Below are 18268 nucleotides of genomic sequence, written 5' to 3' on the forward strand. Positions count from 1 at the left end.
CCCTACCCCTCCCGCAAGCGGGAGGGGAGATCTTTATGGATAGCTGACCGTTTTCGGCACAGCCGGAATCTCGATCCATTCCTTCTCGTCGCCGGGCACTTTCGGGAAATTCCCCGCATTCCAGTCGCGCTTGGCCTGTTCGATCCGGTCGCGGTTGGAGCTGACGAAGTTCCACCAGACGTGGCGCGGAGTAGTGAACGCATCGCCGCCGCACAGCATCGCCCGCCCACCGGTCGCCGAGCGCAAAGTCGCCGCGATGCCGGGGCGCAGGACGTAGAGCACCTGCGGTTCGAGCGGCACGCCCTCCAGCGTCGCCTCACCCATCGCGAGGTAGATCGCGCGCTCCTCCGCCGCGGCGTCGATCGGCACGCTCGCACCGGGATCCAGCGCGATGTCGGCGTAGATCGTGCCCGAATAGGTGGTGGTCGGCGCGGTCTGGCCCCACAGGCTCCCCATGATGATCCGCGACCGCGCGCCATGCGCCTCGATCACGGGCAGTTGCGCCTTGGTGACGTGCTCGAAGGCGGGATCGATCTCCTCCACCGCCTCGGGCATCGCCAGCCAGGTCTGGATACCTGACAGGTTCGGCCCCTCCGCGCGCTCGTCGCCGGGCGAGCGTTCGGAATGGACGATGCCGTGGCCCGCGGTCATCAGGTTGACCGCGCCGGGCTCGATCCGCGCCTGCGTCCCGAGCGAATCGCGGTGGTCGATCGCGCCGTCGAACAGATAAGTGACGGTCGACAGGTTGATATGCGGATGCGGGCGGACATCGATGCCCTGACCAACGTCTAGATGCGCAGGCCCCATCTGGTCGAAGAACAGGAACGGGCCAACCATCGTCCGTTCCTTGTTCGGCAAGGTGCGATGCACCTTGAACCCGCCGAGATCGTGCGTGGAGGGCAGGATGGTCTGGAGAACGAAATCATCGAGCATGGCGGGGTTCCGTGGCGTCGAGGAGGTCGACGAGATCGGCTGGATAAAGCGTTTCGTCGAACGTCGCGATGTCGTTTCGAGAAAACCAGCGGTGACCGACGAGCAGCTTCTGCTCCTGTTCGGTGAGGTTGCCTGCCTTCACCTCGCAGGTATCGACGTCGACCCGGAAATAGCGTTCGTCCGCGGTCACCTCGACGCCGTCGAACGTCACGAAGTCGATCGTGCGTTGCGCGACCTCGGGTCCGCAGTCGATATCGAGGCCGACCTCTTCCCATAATTCGCGACGCGCGGCGGCGGCATAGCTCTCGCCCGAATCCACCGCGCCGCCGGGCGTGCACCAGAGGGGCGGACGGTCGTCGGGGGTGAAGCGAAACATCAGCACGCGGTCCTGCGCGTCGACGAGGAGGATCCGCGCCGCGGGGCGTGCTGCCCTCATTCGGCGTCCAGCTCGGGGTAATGCCGGAAGATGCCGTCGGTATTGAACGCGAGGCGGCGATCGCTGTTCAGATACGCCTTGATCCCAGGCAGATCAGCGACCTGGTCATGGATGCGGATCAGGTTCGGATAGTCCGGCTCGAGCGTCTTCATCCGCTGCGGGAACATGTAGCGGAGCCCCTCGACCACCTGGAACAGCGACGTATCGGCGTAGCTCCACTTGTGGTCGATCAGCCACTCGCCGGGATTGGCCTGCGCCGCGTCCTCGAAATGGCCCAGGAACTTCGGGATACGGTCCTCGCGGAACTGTTTGGCGGCACGTGCGGCTTCGGGCTTCTGGTCGGCATAATAGTCCATCATCGCGACCGGATGGTGGACGTTGTGGACCTCCGCAACGAGGTCGGCGATCGTCAGCTGGAGCTGGTTGAGCCAGAGTCGGTCGGCCATGCTCGACGGGGCGAGACCGTGGCGCTCGCCCAGATACATCAGGATGTTCGCGACCTGTGCGATCACCAGACCGTCGAGCTCGAGATAGGGCGGCGCGAACGGGGTGCGGCCGGTGCGGTCGTTGAGATCGGCCATCAGCCCGTCCTCGCCCGCCGTCCGCGCGCAATCCCGATACGCGATCTCCGCGCCTTCGAGCGCAAGGCGGACGAACTCGCCGCGCCCCTGCAGCGAGGGCCAATACCAGAGCTTGTAGGCCATCAGAGTTCCCCGGGCGCGCGCGCCTTGATGGCGAGCGCATGGATCTGCGTGCTCAACAGGTCTGCGAGCGCCTGGTTCACGAGCCGCTGGCGCGCGACCCGGTTGAGGCCTTCGAACTTCGCCGTTTCCACCTCGACGCGGAAATGCGTCTCGCCGGTGCCGTCGTCGCCCATATGGCCGGCATGGAGTCCGCTCTCGTTGACCACGGTCAACTGCGTCGGGGCGAGCGCGGCGGTGAGGCGCGCGGTGATCTGGTCCTGCATGGAGCCGGTGGCGAGGTCTGTCATCGAACCTATATAGCCCGTTTCGGAAAGCGCGGGGAGCCGGTGAGCGAAGATGGTCAGAACAATCGCAGGGCGCGACCCAGTCCACGGTTTCACGGCCGCGTGGAGGGGAGCGGGCGTGTCTGCATGTGGCGCGACTGCGAGGAACCCGGCGAATTTCGTGCGCCGCCGCTGGAGGGCGCGAGCGAAGGTGGGCCGCCACAATTCCGCTGGTTCTGCCTCGATCACGTTCGCGCGTTCAACGCGGGGTATAATTTCTTCGACGGAATGACCGCGGACGAGATCCACCATGCGCAGCGTCCGATGGCCGGGTGGGAACGCGAGACGCGCGCCTTCGCGCATGCCGGAGGCGATGCCCCGCCGAAATGGGCGGACTTCGCCGACCCGATCGACGCGATCGGGGCTAGGTTCGGCGAACGCGTGGCAGCGGGACGCAAGGACGGCCGCGTGCTGTCCGATGGCGAGCGGCGGTCGTTGCGGGTGCTCGGGCTCGGTACGGACACCGACCGCACGCAGCTCCGCAAACGCTACAGCGAACTCGTGCGGCGCTTCCATCCCGACCGCAACGGCGGCGACCGCGCGCACGAGTCCGACCTGCAAAAGGTGATCGCCGCGTACCAGCATCTGAAGGGCGCGGCGGCCTTCGCCTGACAGCGTCGGTCATGCGGCGGTCTCACTGATCGATATTTCGCCGCCGCCTGCGGGGGAACTCGTCCCGCGCCGGGCGGTTCGTCCAGTTCATCCACGTTACTCATCCGCGCATTCTTGACGCGGGCGGTTGAGTATCGGCCCGCGCATGGCCTAGAGCTACCGGGAACACGAGGCCAACATGACCGATATTCCGAATACCCAGCCCGACAGCCGCGAGACCACGATCCTCGACGCCCCCGACCGCATGGTGAAGGTGCGCGAGATGTTCGGGATCGATTCTGACATGGAAGTGCCGGCCTTCTCCGAAGCCGACGAGCGCGTCCCCGATCTCGATCCGGCGTACGTCTTTGATGCGGACACGACGATCGCCGTCCTTGCAGGCTTCGCACACAACCGTCGCGTGATGGTCCAGGGCTATCATGGCACCGGCAAGTCGACGCATATCGAGCAGGTCGCGGCGCGGCTGAAATGGCCGTGCATCCGGATCAACCTCGACGCGCATATCAGCCGTATCGACCTGATCGGCCGCGACGCGATCGTGCTCAAGGATGGTCAGCAGATCACCGAGTTCCGTGAAGGCCTGCTGCCCTGGGCGTTGCAGACTCCGACCGCGCTCGTCTTCGACGAATATGACGCAGGCCGGCCTGACGTGATGTTCGTGATCCAGCGCGTGCTGGAGACCGAGGGCAAGCTGACGCTGCTCGACCAGAACCGCGTGATCCGCCCGAACCCGTGGTTCCGCCTGTTCGCGACCGCCAACACGGTCGGTCTCGGCGACACGAGCGGGCTGTATCACGGCACGCAGCAGATCAACCAGGGCCAGATGGATCGCTGGAACATCGTCGTCACGCTCAACTATTTGCCCGCAAAGGTCGAGGCGCAGATCGTGCTCGCCAAGTCGGGCGAATATGACAAGCCCGACGGCAAGAAGGTTGTCGAGAACATGGTCCGCGTTGCCGACATGACGCGCAAGGGCTTCGTCAACGGCGACATCTCGACCGTGATGAGCCCGCGCACCGTCATCACCTGGGCGCAGAACGCGCTGATCTTCGGCGATGTCGGCTTCGCATTCCGCCTGTCGTTCCTCAACAAGTGCGACGAGGCCGAGCGGCCGCTGGTGGCGGAATATTACCAGCGCGTGTTCGGCAAGGATCTCCCCGAGAGCGTGGTGGGTAAGGCGTAAGCCTTGGCGAACGAAACCCCTCTCGATCGCTTCAAGGCGGTCCTGGCCGGCACTGCGCGCGCGATCGCGGAGGAGCCCGAGGTCGAGCTCGCCTTCACCGCGGACGCCCCGACCCAGTCGGGCAAGCACATCAAGGTGCCGATGCCCGCGCGTGCGCTGCCGCTCGAACAGGTCGCCGAGGCGCGCGGTTTTGCCGACGGGTTCGCGCTGCAGTTGAAGCACCACGACATCGCGTTGCACAACCGGGCTGCACCGGTGGAGGCTGTCGCCCGCGCGGTGTTCGACTCGGTCGAGACGGCCCGGGTCGAAGCGCTCGGCTCGCGGGGCTATGCGGGGATTGCCGACAATCTCGCGATGGCGCTCGACGTGCGGCTGCGCGCCGATCCGATCACGCGCGCGCGCAACCGCGACGAAGTGCCGCTGTCGACCGCGCTCGGCCTGCTGGTGCGCGAACGGCTGACCGGGCAGGAATCGCCCGCGATCGCCGCGCCCGGTCTCGCGCTGGTCCGTGAGTGGATCGAGAGCAAGACCGATCTCGACGCGCTGGCGTACGCGCTCGACGACCAGAAGGCATTTCAGGGCCTTGCGCGGAAAATGCTGCAGGAGCTGGAACTGGTCGAGGGCGACCAGGTCCCCGAGGAAAGCGACGAAGGCGGGTCCGAGGACGAGGGCACCGACGAGCAGCAGCAGGACGAGGGCGAGGAAGGCGACGAGCAGGGCGAGGACGGCCAGGGCGAAGTCGAGGCGCGCGGCGAACAGTCCGAGCAGCAGAACGAGGAAAGCGACGGCTCCGAGCAGAGCGACGAGTCGATGGACGACATCGACGGCGAGCCCGGCGACGACGGCGAGGAGGGGATGCAACCGGTCCGCCCGAACCGTCCCTTCGCGGACATGGGCGGCGCGTTCGACTACAAGCCGTGGACGACTCAGTTCGACGAGGTGATCGCGGCGACCGAGCTGTGCGACGCCGACGAACTGGCGCGGCTGCGTGGCCATCTCGATCAGCAGCTCGTGCATCTGCAATCGACCGTGTCGAAGCTCGCCAACCGGCTCCAGCGACGGCTGATGGCGCAGCAGTCGCGGTCGTGGGACTTCGATCAGGAGGAGGGCATCCTCGACGCGGCGCGCCTTGCCCGCGTGATCGTCAACCCGACGCTGTCGCTCAGCTACAAGTCCGAGCGCGAGACCGATTTCCGCGATACCGTCGTGACGCTGCTGATCGACAATTCGGGATCGATGCGCGGTCGCCCGATCTCGATCGCGGCGATCAGCGCGGATATTCTGGCGCGCACGCTCGAGCGCTGCGGCGTGAAGACCGAGATTCTCGGCTTCACCACGCGTGCTTGGAAGGGCGGGCAAAGTCGCGAGACGTGGCTCGCCGCAGGGCGCCCACCGCAGCCGGGTCGGCTCAACGACATCCGCCATATCGTCTACAAGCGCGCCGACGAACCGTGGCGCCGTGCGCGCAACTCGCTCGGGCTGATGATGCGCGAGGGGTTGCTCAAGGAGAATATCGACGGCGAGGCGCTGATGTGGGCGCATGCGCGGCTTGTCGCGCGTCCCGAGGAGCGGCGCATCCTGATGGTGATCAGCGACGGCGCGCCGGTTGATGATTCGACGCTCAGCGTGAATTCGGGCTCGTATCTCGAACGCCATCTGCGCCAGGTGATCGGCTGGATCGAAACCAAGTCGCCGGTCGAACTCGTCGCGATCGGCATCGGCCACGACGTCACGCGTTATTACGCGCGCGCGGTGACGATCATGGACGTCGAGCAGCTTGGCGGGACGATCATCGAACAACTCGCGTCGCTGTTCGACACCGAGTGAGCGCCGCGTGATCGAAGCGCCAGCCGGCGGCTTCCACGGCCCCGTCAAGCGCTCGATCACCATCGCGGGCCACCAAACCTCGATCAGCCTCGAACCCGCGTTTTGGCAGGCGCTCGAAGCCGCGGCCGTGCGTCTCGCTCTGCCGCTGTCCGCGCTCGTGGCCGAGATCGATGCGATCCGGATCGTCGCTGACGATCCGCCCAACCTCGCTAGCGCATTGAGAACATGGCTATTTGACAATCTTCATTGAGAACTACTCGCATTAGCGTTGACAGTGCGAACGACTCTCAATAGCGAACCTCTCAGAACAAAGGGGTTTGTCCATGTCGCTATCTTCGCCGCGCGCATCGTTGCCGCGTTCGCCCTCCGTGCCCGCGTTTCTCGCCCTGTCGTGTGTCGGCGCGTTCGCCACCGCACCGGCCTATGCCGCTGAGGCCGACAAGGCCACGGCACCGGTAACGGACGACCAGCAACGCGAAGAGATCCTCGTCAACGGTCAGCGGACGCGCGACTCCGGGCCCAAGCAGGTCGCGCCGCTGGTGAACACGCCGCGCTCGGTGATCGTGCTGCCGAAGGAGGTCATCGAGCAGACCGGCTCGAACAGCCTCGCCGATGCGCTGCGCACTGTCCCCGGCATCACCTTCGGCGCGGCCGAGGGTGGCAATCCGATCGGTGATCGCCCCTTCATCCGCGGCTTCGACAGCCAGGGCAGCATCTATGTCGATGGCGTTCGCGATCTCGCCTCGCAGACCCGCGAAGTGTTCGCGGTGGAGTCGGTGCAGATCGTCCGCGGTTCGGATTCGACGCTCGGCGGGCGCGGCTCGGCGGGCGGCACGATCAACATCCTGTCGCGCCTGCCGCAACTCGAGACTTTCGGATCGCTCAGCGGCAGTTACGGCGAGGCGGACTACAAGCGCATCACCGGCGACGTGAACCTGAAGGTGTCCGATACCGCCGCATTCCGGATCGAGGGGATGTGGCACGACCAGGACGTCGCGGGTCGCGATGCGATCTGGGCGAAGCGCTGGGGCATCGCGCCGTCGTTCGCCGTCGGGCTCGGCACGCCGACCAGGCTGACCGCGAGCTTCTATCACATGGAGAGCAAGGAACTGCCCGACAGCGGCATCCCGTATCTCTACACGATCAATAACCATCCGGGCACCGGCAACGTCTCGACGCAGCCCGCGCTCGGCACGGTAACCACCGCGAGCGGCCAGACCGGCTATGTCTCGCGCAAGAACTTCTACGGGCTCGCGGCACGCGATTTCCGCGATGCGACCACCAATCAGGCGACGATCCGCGTCGAGCATGATTTCGGCGGCATCACGCTGCGCAACACCGCCCGCTACACGCATAGCGACCAGAGCTATATCTTCACGCTGCCCGACGACAGCCAGGGCAATGTCTATGGCACGACCGCGACGGCAACCAGTGGCGTCAATCCGGCCACCGGCGGCACGAAGGTGACGGGCGGCGGCTATGTCTGGACGCGCGGCAACACGCGCTACGGCTATAGCGAGAGCATCGTCGACCAGACCGATCTGTACGGGAAGTTCAACACCGGCGGGGTCGAGCACAGCTTCTCGCTCGGCACCGAGATTTCGTGGGAGAAGACGCGGCGCGGCACGTTCGTGTCGGCCAATGGCTCGACGATCAGCCCGCGCTGCGACACGGTCACGATCGCGCGCTCCTATTGCGTGAGCCTGTTCAACCCGAACCCGTATGCGCCGTGGGTCAATTACGCGAGCGACACGTCGACCACGCAGACGCCGATCGTGAAGGGCGCGCCCTCGACCGAGACGCAGAACGACGCGAATACCAAGGCGGTCTACGCGTTCGATTCGATCACGCTGATGCCGTCGCTGATCCTCAACCTCGGCGCGCGCTACGATCGCTTCCAGTCGACCGTCACCCTGCCCGGTGCCCAGCAGACCCGGATCAAGCGCGTCGACAATCTGTTCAACTGGCAGGCTGGGCTTGTCTTCAAGCCGACGCCGGAGACCAGCCTGTATGCAAGCTACGCGACCGCTGCGACGCCGCCCAACAGCCTGCTCGGCGAAGGCCGCGAGGATAATGCGATCACCGCCGCGGTGCTCGACCTGTTGAAGCCGCAGAAGACCAAGTCGTACGAGGTCGGCGCCAAGGCCAGCCTGTTCGGCGAGAAGCTCCAGCTCGGTGCGGCGGTGTTCCAGACCGACATCGCCAACGCGCGCGTGCTTGACGATAACAACACCGCGTCGTTCATCGGCGAGACGCGGATCCGTGGCGTCGAGTTCAACGTCAGCGGGACGATCCTGCCCGGCTGGACGGTGTTCGGCGGCTTCACGCATCTCGATCCGAAGATCATCGACGGCGGCTTCCTAACGCTGACCGCCGCCGCGCTCCCCGGCCTCCAGCCGGCCCGTACGATCGGCGTCGTGTCGGTCAACACCGGCAAGCAGGTTCCGCAGACCGCCAAGAACAGCTTCACCGCGACGACCAACGTCAGCGTGACGAAGCGGCTGCAGATCGGCGGCACGGCCTTGTACATGGACGAGCAGATCGGCGGCTATTCGGATAACCGCACCGCGACGCAGACCGCGGCTGGCGTCGTCACGGTCAATCCGGCGACCAAGGTTCTCACGCGCAGCAGCCCCGATTACTGGCGGTTCGATGCGCGTGCGAGCTACAAGCTGACCGACACCATCGACGTCAGCGTCAACGCGCAGAATTTGACCAACAAGGCCTACTTCTCGCAGACCTATGCCAGCCACTATGCCACGCTCGCCGCCGGCCGTACGGTGTTCGGCACCGTGAACCTGCGCTTTTAAAGGACGGCCGTGACGGCGATCGATACTCTGAGCCCAGACGCGATCGCCGCGCGCCTCTCCGGAAGTCCGGCGGAGCGCGCGGCGTTCGTGCGTGAAGCGGCGGACGCGGGGGTCGCGGAGGCGCAGGCGGTCTACGGCCAGATGCTGCTCGACGGCACCGGCGTCGCGGCGGATCCGGTCGCTGCACTGGGCTGGTTCACCAGGGCGGCCGCGCAGCATCACGTGATGGCGCTGAACATGGTCGGGCGCTGTTACGATCTCGGCTGGGGCACGCGCGTCGACAAGACGCGAGCGGCCGAATGCTACCGGGTTGCAGCGGCGCGCGGGCTCGACTGGGCGATGTACAATTACGCGACGTTGCTCGCTCTGGGTGACGGGGTGGCGGAGGACAAACCGGCTGCGCTGGCGTTGCTGGAAACGGTAGCGGCAATGGACACCGGGCTCGCGAGCGCAAAGGCGATCAACTTCGTCGGCAGCTTCGCCGAGGACGGCTGGGCCTGCGAGCGCGATCTGGCCCGGGCCGCGGACTGCTATCGACAAGCGGCGGAAGGCGGCGATTTCCGTGGGTGCTTCAATCACGCGCGGATGCTCGGTGCGGCGAGCGATATCGAGGCGGCGCTGCATTGGCTGAAACAGGCAGGTGAGCGCGGCAATGCGGCGTTCCTCGCCAAGGCCGAAGCGTGGCTGGCGACCAGTGAGATCCCCGCGTTCCGCACCCGCGGGGTCGCGGCACTGCGAGAGGGCGTAGCATGCTGATCGCAATCCCCGACGTGCTCGATCCTGCTGCCGTGGCCCGCGTGCGCGCGCTGATCGACGCGGCCGACTGGATAGACGGCAACGCCACCTCGGGCACGCAATCCGCGCTCGCCAAGCGCAACGAGCAACTGCCCGAGGACTCCGCCGCCGCGCGCGAGGCAGGTGGTATGATCCTCGACGCGCTTGGCCAGTCCGCGCTGTTCGTCGCCGCCGCGCTGCCGCTGAAAGTCTTTCCGCCGTTGTTCAATCGCTATGCCGGGGGCCAGGATTTCGGGCTGCACGTCGACACTGCCATCCGGATCAAGCGCGGCTCCGATTTCCGCATCCGCAGCGACCTGTCGGCAACGCTCTTCCTCGCCGACCCCGAGAGCTATGACGGCGGCGAGCTCGTGATCGAGGATCAATTCGGGCCGCAAAGCGTCAAGCTGCCCGCCGGCCACATGGTCGTGTATCCCGCCTCCAGCCTGCACCGCGTCGCGCCGGTCACGCGCGGGGTGCGGGTCGCGTCGTTCTTCTGGTTGCAGTCGATGGTCCGCGACGACGGTGCGCGGCGGATACTGTTCGATCTCGACCAGGGCGTGCAGGCGGTCGCGGCCGCACAAGGGCAGGGCGATCTGGCGACGGTGCGGCTGACCGGTGTGTACCACAATCTGTTGCGGCGCTGGGCCGACGCCTGACGTTCGCTTCGTTCTACCCGTACCCCACCACGCACGCAGGCCATTTCGCTTCCGTTTCGGCCCCCGGATGCCTATATGCTGGTCATGGCATCCAACCCCGAAACCAATAATCCCAACCTCCCGAACATGGGCGATTACGGCGCGGACTCGATCAAGGTCCTCAAGGGCCTCGACGCAGTGCGCAAGCGCCCCGGCATGTATATCGGCGATACCGACGACGGGTCGGGCCTCCACCACATGGTGTTCGAGGTCAGCGACAACGCGATCGACGAGGCGCTCGCCGGGCATTGCGACCGGATCGACATCGTCCTCAACGCCGACGGATCGGTCAGCGTCACCGACAATGGCCGCGGCATCCCGACCGGGATCCACACCGAGGAAGGCGTCTCGGCAGCCGAGGTCATCATGACCCAGCTCCACGCCGGCGGTAAGTTCGAGAACACCAACGACGAGAATGCCTACAAGGTCTCGGGCGGCCTCCACGGCGTCGGCGTCTCGGTCGTCAACGCGCTGAGCGAATGGCTCGATCTGACGATCTGGCGCGACGGCAAGGAGCATTACATGCGCTTTGCGTTCGGCGACGCGGTGATGCCACTCAAGATCGTCGGCGACGCAGCCGAGGGCCAGAAGGGCACGCGCGTCACCTTCTTCCCGTCGCCCGCCACCTTCAAGATCACCGATTTCGACTTCGACAAGCTCGAGCATCGCTACCGCGAGCTCGCCTTCCTCAATTCGGGCGTCCGCCTGTTCCTCTCCGACGCGCGGCACGAGGAAATGAAGACCGTCGAGCTCTATTACGAAGGCGGGATCGCCGCGTTCGTGAAGTATCTCGATCGCGCCAAGGTGCCGTTGATGCCCGAGCCGGTCGCGATTTCGGGCACGCGCGACGACGTCACGATGGACGTCGCGCTCCAGTGGAACGACTCCTATTACGAAAACGTCCTCGCCTTCACGAACAACATCCCGCAGCGCGACGGCGGCACGCACATGGCCGCGTTCCGCGCCGCGCTGACCCGCACGCTCAACAACTATGCCGAGAAATCGGGCATGTTGAAGAAGGAAAAGGTCCAGCTCACCGGCGACGACATGCGCGAAGGACTGACCGCGATCGTCTCGGTCAAGCTGCCCGATCCGAAGTTCAGCAGCCAGACCAAGGACAAGCTCGTCTCGTCCGAAGTCCGCCAGCCCTTGGAAAGCCTGATGGCCGACAAGATGGCCGAATGGCTCGAGGAGAACCCCGCGCACGGCAAGGCGATCGTCGCCAAGATCATCGACGCCGCCGCCGCGCGCGAAGCGGCCAAGCGCGCGCGCGAATTGACTCGTCGCAAGGGCGTGATGGACATCGCATCGCTGCCCGGCAAGCTCGCCGACTGCCAGGAGCGCGATCCCGCCAAGTCCGAGCTGTTCCTGGTCGAGGGCGATTCGGCCGGCGGTTCGGCAAAGCAGGGCCGCGATCGCCATTTCCAGGCGATCCTTCCCCTGCGCGGCAAGATCCTGAACACCGAGCGCGCGCGCGAGGATCGCATGTTGTCGAGCCGCGAGATCGGCACGCTCATCACCGCGATGGGCACCGGCATCCGCGACGACTTCAACGCGGACAAGCTGCGCTACCACAAGATCGTGATCATGACCGACGCAGACGTCGACGGCGCGCACATCCGCACGCTGCTGCTGACGTTGTTCTATCGTCACATGCCCAAGATCATCGAGGGTGGCTATCTCTACATCGCCCAGCCGCCGCTCTACAAAGCGACCAAGGGCCGGTCCGAAATGTATCTGAAGGACGATGCCGCACTCGACGAATATCTGGTCGACGCGGGCGTCTCGACGATGGTCCTCGAGGGCCCAGCCGGCTCGCGGACCGGCGACAAGCTCAAGGATCTGGTCGACCACGCGCGCCGGATGCGGACGCTGATGCGCTACGTCCCCAAGCGCTACGACGCCGGGATGATCGAGGCGCTCGCACTCGGCGGGGTGTTCGATCCCGAGGCCTCGGTCGCGGATCGCACGTCGCGTCTCGAAATCGTGACGCGGCGTCTCGAACTCGACGATAGCGAGGCCCGCTGGACTGCGGTGCTGACCGAAGAGGGCGGCATCCACTTCCAGCGCGCATGGCGCGGCGTGACTGATCACCACATCATCGAGGCCAGCTTCCTGGTGTCGGCGGAGGCGCGGAAGCTGCACTCGCTGTCGGCCGAACAGGCCGAGAGCTATGCGCAGACCTCGAACCTGATCCCCGCCAGCAAGGCCACGCAAGCCGACGAGCCCCATGCCGAGGCCGAGCCCGAGGCCGAAGAGGGTGCGGAACCAGAAGCCGGCGTGATCGGCTCCGCCACCGCTGTCGTCGCGACCCGCGGCTCTACCCAGGTGTCGCGCCCGAGCCACCTGCTCGATGCGATCCTAACCGCCGGGCGGAAGGGTCTCGCGATCCAGCGCTACAAGGGGTTGGGCGAGATGAACGCGGAACAGCTCTGGGAAACCACGCTCGACCCGACAGTCCGCTCGATGCTTCGCGTCACCGCGGTGAATGCCGAGAGCGCGAACGAGATCTTCACCCAGCTGATGGGCGAAGTCGTCGAACCCCGTCGCGAGTTCATCCAGGACAACGCGCTCAACGTCGCCAATCTGGACGTCTGACCGCCGTCAGCGCCGGTCGGACCGTGCGTTGTCGGTGAAACTGCGGAAGGTGATGGACCAGCGGGTCACGTCCATCTCGGCGATGCTGTGCTCCCAGTCGTGCCGCGCCGCGCCGCTGAGATGATACACCGAGCGCGGCGCCAGCGGGACGGCGGCGCGCTCGAAGCCGCCCGGCGTGCGTCGCCGAAACCGCATCGTCGCCGGCACACCGAGCGAAACGCCGACGACGTGCTCGAATACCGGCCGATCGCGGTGCCAGCCGATCCCGGCACCCGGATCGTACCGGATCAACAGCGCCTGGACGAGCGTGTCCTCGGGCAGTCCGGCGAACGCGGCGGCGCGCTGGCGGATGGGCAGCAGCCAGTCGGGCAGCGGATCGGTCGCGCCGAACTGGCTCGTGTCGAAATCGTAATGCCACCCGAACGACTTGGTCAGCCGCTTGCCCAGCCATCCCTGGAACTGGAACGGCTCCAGATCCTGTTCGTCGATCCGGGCGATCAGCGCCGCCTCCTCGTCCCGGTCCAGCAACGCGTCGCGATAGTCGAGGCCGGGCAGCACCGGCGTGCCGAAAAGGTCTGCGGTCGGGTTTGCCATCGACGGCATGTAGGAACGCGCGCGGCCGTAGTCAGCCCGACGCCCCGCGGTTGCCGATCCGAGCGCCGCGATCTACCGCGGTGCGCGCTTGCCGGAGACTGCCATGACCGCCCATCTCAAGATCGACTTCGTGTCTGACATCGCCTGTCCGTGGTGCATCATCGGCCTGCGAGCGCTGGAGGAGGCCCTCGCGCGCGCGGCCGACGCGCTCGATGCCGAGATCGTCTTCCAACCGTTCGAACTCAATCCGGCGATGCCGGCAGGCGGCCAGAACATCGGCGAGCATATCGCGGAGAAATACGGATCGACCCGCGAGCAGTCCGCGGCAAACCGCGCGATGATCGTCGACCGCGCGCGCGAACTCGGTTTCACGATGGTGATGACCGACGCCAGCCGGATCTACAACACGTTCGACGCACACCGGCTGTTGCACTGGGCGCAGATCGAAGGGCGGCAGGGTGCGCTCAAGCATGCGCTGTTCACGGCCAATTTCACCGACAACGCGGATCCGGGCGATCACCGCGTGCTGGTCGATGCGGCGGCGGCGGTGGGGCTCGATCCGGTCGCGGCCGAGGAAATGCTAAGCTCGGGACGCTATGCCGACGAGGTTCGCGCGGCGGAGGAGCTCTGGCGCGCCCGGGGGATCAATGCAGTGCCGGCGATCGTGATCAACGACAGGCATCTGATCTCGGGCGGCCAACCGGTCGAGGTCTTCGAACAGGCGCTGCGCCAGATCGCCGCGGCGGGCTGACGCGCGCGCCGTTCGACGCCTCAGTTCAGCGTCGTCATCTCGACAGGCTTGCCCTTGGTGGTCGGGTTCGACGCATTCGCCTTTGGTGCCTTTTCGGCCTTGGGCTTGCGGACTTCCTTGCTGGATTTCTTCTGGCTCTTCGCCATCACGGCACCTCATGGGGCGGAAGGCCCCGCGGTCACATTACACGCGTTGCCGACAATGCCCGCATCTTATCGATCGGGCGTCCGGCGCAGCAGATCCAGCGTCGCAGGATCGTCGGCACCTCCGAAAAACCGGTCCAGCGCCGCGCGGAATGGTGCCGGATCGTCCGCCACTGCGGCGAACAGCGTCATCGAAGAGCGCAGCTTCACCGCGTCGATCCCGCCCAGGATGGCCTCTGCCGATCCGCGCGCCGCCGTCACCGCGGCGGTCGCCTCGATCAACCGTGCGCCCAGCACCGGATGCGCCAGATACGCCCGAGCCTCCGCCGCATCCGCAATCGCGTAGGCCCGCGCCATCGCGCTCTGCCCGAGCCCGGCGATCTGGGGCAACACGAACCACATCCAGTGGCTGCGTTTCGCGCCGGCCCCCAGTTCGGCGAGCGCCTGCCGATAGACGCCGTCCTGCGCGGTGACGAAGCGGTCGAGATCATGAGCCATACGCTCGAAATGGTCGCGCGCCGGCTCGACGCAACCCCAACATGCGCCGATACGTTGATCTACCAACGAAGAGGATGGCGCATGAAGACGATGATGGCGATCGCGGTGCTCGCGCTGCCCCTGTTGAGCGGCTGCGGCAAGAAGGACGATCCGACCGACACGCTCGCCGCGAGCAATTACAAGCCGCCGCAAACTCGCGCGCCGACGCCGATCCCGGGACAGGCGCAGACGACGTCGATCACCGCGTATGTCGGGAAATATCCGCACGACGCGGTCGGCGGCGTAGATTTCTTCGACCGTACCGATGTCGCGTCCGGGCTCGTCACCGCGGTCGGCGATGCGAAATTGCGCGCCACGATCCGCGGTCGGTCCGGCCCCGAGACGCCCGTCTTCATGCTCGGCGAGCGCGTCGCGGCGTGGGGTTGCGAGCAGCATAATTGCGGTGACCATAACTGGACCGTGATCGTCGATCCCAAGCGCGGCCGGACCGAGGTCTGCCATCACGATGCGGCAACCATGGGTGCGAAAAGCGATTGGTACGACGGCGCTGCGCCTGTGCGTCGTGCAGAAACCTGCCCCTCGGAAGGATAAGCCATGCTCGAACACGTCCCCGCCTGGCTCGGCCATGCGATGAGTGGCCTGCGCGCCGGGGCCGACAAGCTGGCGATCGTCCAGCTCGGCGAGAATTTCGAAACGCTCGATCTGACCAGCTCGGCGTTCGCGCATGACGGCCGCCTGCCGCCACGGTTCACTGCGGATGGCGAGGGGGTATCGCCGCCCCTCGTCTGGAGCGAGCCGCCAGTTGGGACCGAGCGCATGGTGTTGATCGTCGAGGATGCCGACGCGCCAGCGCCGCAGCCGCTGGTCCATGCGATCATCTGGGGACTCGAAGCCGATGCGGGGCGGCTGGCCGAGGGCGCGATCGTTCCCGATGGCGCGGGTGACGCCGCGGGGCGCGACGTCGGGCGCAATTCATACCTGCGTGAGGGCTGGCTGCCACCTGATCCGCCCAGCGGGCATGGTGAGCATCGCTATGCGTTCCAGCTGTTCGCGGTCGGTGCGGGGGCCGGGGATGCCGGCGCGACGCCCGGTCGTTCGGCGGTGGTCGACGCCATTACCGGCCATGTGCTGGCAGCGGGGCTGTTGATCGGGACGTATTCGCGGGAGGAGGAGGCACCGATCGGGCCGGTCGGCGTGGGTGCGCCTGCCTGAACGCGGCGTTGATTGCGCCGTCGTGGTTCAGACTAGTGTCGTGCCGGTGTGCGTGACGATCAGAAGGATGGTTGTGGAAAAGGCGGCGAGGCCGATAATAACGCTGCGACCCATGATTGGTCTCCGGAAGATAAGGCTGGGTGCCGATAGCAGGCGCTGGGATCAGGTGCCGGTATCAGGCGATGGGGATGATCGGCGTAGCGGCACTGACGGCGACGGCTGCGAAGAACACTGCGCCGACGAACGAGAGAGCGATGCGCTGGGCGGTTTCGAAACGGAACGACATGAGGATTTCCTTCGATTGGCGGGGTGTCGGACCATCCGGCCCCCGACATCGAATGCTTTGCATGGCGCGTGCCAGTTTCTTAATCCGCTGATTTACCGAGACTTTCCGTTTCACGCTCCACCGAGTTGGTAAAACCCACCACGTAGCCGTCGTGAATTGCACCAATTTGCGGGATCAGCCGGCGCAGACCCTGTCGCGGCCCGCCGCCTTGGCGGTGTAAAGCAGGCGATCCGCGCGGGAAAAGGCGGTCTCGGCGCTCTCTTCGGGATGAATCGCGGTGATCCCGGCCGAAAAGGTGACGATCCCCAGCGGCATATCCGTATCGCGGTTGCGGAAGCGTTTCCCGGCCACGATCGCGCGGACCGTGTCGAGCAGTTCTGCCGCGTCGCTCAGGTTCAGCCCGCCGATCAACACCGCGAATTCCTCGCCACCATGGCGGACGACGAGATGCGGCGCGCATTCGGCGGCCATCGCCTGCCCGATCGCGGTCAGCACGCGGTCGCCGACACCGTGGCCGTGAACATCGTTGACGTGTTTGAACCGGTCGATATCGCACACTGCGAGACAGTGCGGCCCGGCCGCCAGATCGCGCGCCGCAAACGACTCTTCGAACGCGCGCCGGTTCGGCAGCCCGGTCAGCACGTCGCGCCGCGCGCTGTCCTGCGCTTCGACCAACTTGGCACGCAACGTATCCGTCTCGGCCGTCGCCTCCGCGAGCCTGACCTCGCTATCGCGGATGCGGGCGATCATGGTGCTGGTGATGCGCGTGATCTCGTCGATTTCCGCCAGCTGCGTGATCGCCGCCGCGCTCTGCTTCAGGTCGCGTCCGAAGACGCGAGTTTCGTCCTGCATCGTCCGCATGATCTGTGCGAACCCGTCGACATGCTGCTGCGTCTCGGTGACCAGCGCGATGGCGGCGTCGATCTCGGTATTCGACTCGGAACTGTTTTGGCGCGACCGGATCGGTGGAGAGCCTTCGACGACGCGTCCGCCGAGTCGCTCGATGTCGCGCCGGGTGAGTCGCACGCCGTCTTCGGTCAGTCTTGCGACCGCTCTGGCCAGAGGTTCGTCCGGCGCCGACAACACGGCGAACGCGAAATCATAATGTGCGGGGTCGGGGCTCAAACCTTGGGCGTCGAGAAACCGACCGATTCGCTCGAATAGCGTGGTGTCCCGCTCCGGCTTCGACACCGACCTTCGTGCTTGCGCATCCCGCATGTTATCCTCCGCGTCCTCCTTAGCGAAGATAGACCCGAAAGCGTTAGCATACAGTCACCAAACCGGCAGGTATTTGCCGGTTTGGTGAAGATTGACGATTTGCCCGATTATTTACCCGTCAGCTTCTGGACGGCGGCGAGCGTCGTCGCGACATGCTGAGCAGGGTTCATGTCATCATGGACGAACGCGATGCGGCCATCCTTGGCGATGACGTAGCTGGTGCGCTTGGTCACGTCGCGGCCGGCAATCTGCTTGCCGAGCGCGACGTCATAGCCCGCGACGACCTTCGGGCCGGCGCTGGCGACCGCGAACTTGCCGGCGCACTTTTCAGCGGAGAATTTGCTGAGCGTATCGACATTGTCGGCCGACATGCCGATCACCGTGCCACCAGCCTTGGTGAACGCCGGGATCGCTTCTGCGAACGCATGCGCCTCGGCGTTGCAGCCGCCGGTGTACGCCGCGGGGAAGAAATACAGCACGACCGGTCCCTTTTTGAGCTGCTCGGCGAGGTGCACGGTGAACACCTTGCCGGCGATCGCGCCGCGCGTCGTGAAGTCTGGGGCCCTGGCGCCGGGCGCGAGCGCCGCGAATGCGGGCGTGGCCGCGAGAAGGGCGGCGGCGGTAAGGGTTTTGAAGAGGCGCATGGACGATACTCCGATTGGATTGCA

Annotated in this window: 20 protein-coding genes; 11 read left to right on the plus strand and 9 right to left on the minus strand. The window is 66.0% G+C overall.

Annotated features, from left to right (window positions below; all coding sequences use genetic code 11):
- Positions 1-33 precede the first annotated feature (33 nt).
- Genes EQZ23_RS17440 through EQZ23_RS17455 form a run of 4 tightly spaced genes read right to left on the minus strand, consistent with a single transcriptional unit; the run spans position 34 to position 2360 of the window.
- A complete protein-coding gene (locus EQZ23_RS17440) occupies positions 34-933 on the minus strand; it encodes a pirin family protein (RefSeq protein WP_128455729.1) in 900 nt (299 codons plus the stop codon).
- Positions 923-1369 carry an NUDIX domain-containing protein gene (locus EQZ23_RS17445; RefSeq protein WP_128455730.1) on the minus strand — a complete coding sequence of 149 codons (447 nt, stop codon included), beginning with the start codon at positions 1367-1369 and terminating at the stop codon, positions 923-925. Before EQZ23_RS17445 ends, EQZ23_RS17440 begins: the two co-directional genes overlap by 11 nt.
- Positions 1366-2073, minus strand: a complete 708-nt coding sequence (locus EQZ23_RS17450; RefSeq protein WP_128455731.1) for a glutathione S-transferase — start codon at positions 2071-2073, stop codon at positions 1366-1368. The genes EQZ23_RS17445 and EQZ23_RS17450 overlap by 4 nt, the downstream gene beginning before the upstream one ends.
- A complete protein-coding gene (locus EQZ23_RS17455; RefSeq protein ID WP_128455732.1) occupies positions 2073-2360 on the minus strand; it encodes a BolA family protein in 288 nt (95 codons plus the stop codon). The genes EQZ23_RS17450 and EQZ23_RS17455 overlap by 1 nt, the downstream gene beginning before the upstream one ends.
- Positions 2361-2483: 123 nt before the next feature.
- On the opposite strand from EQZ23_RS17455, the gene EQZ23_RS17460 reads away from it, so the two are divergent.
- The 8 genes from EQZ23_RS17460 to gyrB all read left to right on the plus strand — a co-directional run bounded on the left by EQZ23_RS17460 (position 2484) and on the right by gyrB (position 12898).
- Positions 2484-3008: a J domain-containing protein gene (locus tag EQZ23_RS17460; RefSeq protein WP_128455733.1), complete on the plus strand. Its 525-nt coding sequence runs from the start codon at positions 2484-2486 to the stop codon at positions 3006-3008.
- A 178-nt stretch (positions 3009-3186) separates the two neighbouring features.
- Entirely contained in the window at positions 3187-4191 is a 1005-nt protein-coding gene (gene cobS, locus EQZ23_RS17465; RefSeq protein ID WP_128455734.1) for a cobaltochelatase subunit CobS, read from the plus strand.
- A gap of 3 nt (positions 4192-4194) precedes the next feature.
- Positions 4195-6018, plus strand: coding sequence for a cobaltochelatase subunit CobT (gene cobT / locus EQZ23_RS17470; RefSeq protein WP_128455735.1), 1824 nt, complete (start codon positions 4195-4197; stop codon positions 6016-6018).
- 7 nt (positions 6019-6025) lie between these two features.
- Positions 6026-6268, plus strand: a complete 243-nt coding sequence (locus EQZ23_RS17475; RefSeq protein ID WP_128455736.1) for a ribbon-helix-helix domain-containing protein — start codon at positions 6026-6028, stop codon at positions 6266-6268.
- A 73-nt stretch (positions 6269-6341) separates the two neighbouring features.
- Positions 6342-8828 carry a TonB-dependent receptor gene (locus tag EQZ23_RS17480; protein ID WP_128455737.1) on the plus strand — a complete coding sequence of 829 codons (2487 nt, stop codon included), beginning with the start codon at positions 6342-6344 and terminating at the stop codon, positions 8826-8828.
- A 9-nt stretch (positions 8829-8837) separates the two neighbouring features.
- Positions 8838-9584: a tetratricopeptide repeat protein gene (locus EQZ23_RS17485; protein WP_128455738.1), complete on the plus strand. Its 747-nt coding sequence runs from the start codon at positions 8838-8840 to the stop codon at positions 9582-9584.
- A complete protein-coding gene (locus EQZ23_RS17490; RefSeq protein ID WP_128455739.1) occupies positions 9578-10261 on the plus strand; it encodes a Fe2+-dependent dioxygenase in 684 nt (227 codons plus the stop codon). The genes EQZ23_RS17485 and EQZ23_RS17490 overlap by 7 nt, the downstream gene beginning before the upstream one ends.
- A 75-nt stretch (positions 10262-10336) precedes the next feature.
- Entirely contained in the window at positions 10337-12898 is a 2562-nt protein-coding gene (gene gyrB, locus EQZ23_RS17495) for a DNA topoisomerase (ATP-hydrolyzing) subunit B (protein WP_206364309.1), read from the plus strand.
- Positions 12899-12904: 6 nt separating this feature from the next.
- Here gyrB and EQZ23_RS17500 read toward each other — a convergent pair whose 3' ends face one another.
- Entirely contained in the window at positions 12905-13492 is a 588-nt protein-coding gene (locus EQZ23_RS17500; RefSeq protein WP_128455741.1) for an alpha-ketoglutarate-dependent dioxygenase AlkB, read from the minus strand.
- A 103-nt stretch (positions 13493-13595) separates the two neighbouring features.
- On the opposite strand from EQZ23_RS17500, the gene EQZ23_RS17505 reads away from it, so the two are divergent.
- A complete protein-coding gene (locus EQZ23_RS17505; RefSeq protein ID WP_128455742.1) occupies positions 13596-14243 on the plus strand; it encodes a DsbA family oxidoreductase in 648 nt (215 codons plus the stop codon).
- Between the two features lie 20 nt (positions 14244-14263).
- Here EQZ23_RS17505 and EQZ23_RS20515 read toward each other — a convergent pair whose 3' ends face one another.
- Together EQZ23_RS20515 and EQZ23_RS17510 are read right to left on the minus strand one after the other, a co-directional pair.
- Positions 14264-14389, minus strand: coding sequence for a hypothetical protein (locus EQZ23_RS20515; protein ID WP_259457500.1), 126 nt, complete (start codon positions 14387-14389; stop codon positions 14264-14266).
- Positions 14390-14455: 66 nt separating this feature from the next.
- A complete protein-coding gene (locus EQZ23_RS17510; RefSeq protein WP_128455743.1) occupies positions 14456-14884 on the minus strand; it encodes a DUF1810 domain-containing protein in 429 nt (142 codons plus the stop codon).
- Positions 14885-14965: 81 nt separating this feature from the next.
- Between EQZ23_RS17510 and EQZ23_RS17515 the strand changes: the two genes are divergently transcribed.
- Together EQZ23_RS17515 and EQZ23_RS17520 are read left to right on the plus strand one after the other, a co-directional pair.
- On the plus strand, positions 14966-15475 hold the full coding sequence (locus EQZ23_RS17515) for a hypothetical protein (protein ID WP_128455744.1): 510 nt from the start codon (positions 14966-14968) through the stop codon (positions 15473-15475).
- Positions 15476-15478: 3 nt separating this feature from the next.
- Complete coding sequence (locus EQZ23_RS17520; RefSeq protein ID WP_128455745.1) at positions 15479-16096, plus strand: YbhB/YbcL family Raf kinase inhibitor-like protein; 618 nt, start codon at positions 15479-15481, stop codon at positions 16094-16096.
- 460 nt (positions 16097-16556) lie between these two features.
- On the opposite strand, the gene EQZ23_RS17525 is transcribed toward EQZ23_RS17520, so the two are convergent.
- Together EQZ23_RS17525 and EQZ23_RS17530 are read right to left on the minus strand one after the other, a co-directional pair.
- Complete coding sequence (locus EQZ23_RS17525) at positions 16557-17507, minus strand: GGDEF domain-containing protein (protein WP_240663658.1); 951 nt, start codon at positions 17505-17507, stop codon at positions 16557-16559.
- 200 nt (positions 17508-17707) lie between these two features.
- Complete coding sequence (locus EQZ23_RS17530; RefSeq protein WP_128455747.1) at positions 17708-18244, minus strand: redoxin domain-containing protein; 537 nt, start codon at positions 18242-18244, stop codon at positions 17708-17710.
- Between the last annotated feature and the right edge of the window lie 24 nt (positions 18245-18268).

Origin of the sequence: Sphingomonas sp. UV9, assembly GCF_004101245.1 — a bacterium.
Taxonomy (GTDB): domain Bacteria; phylum Pseudomonadota; class Alphaproteobacteria; order Sphingomonadales; family Sphingomonadaceae; genus Sphingomonas.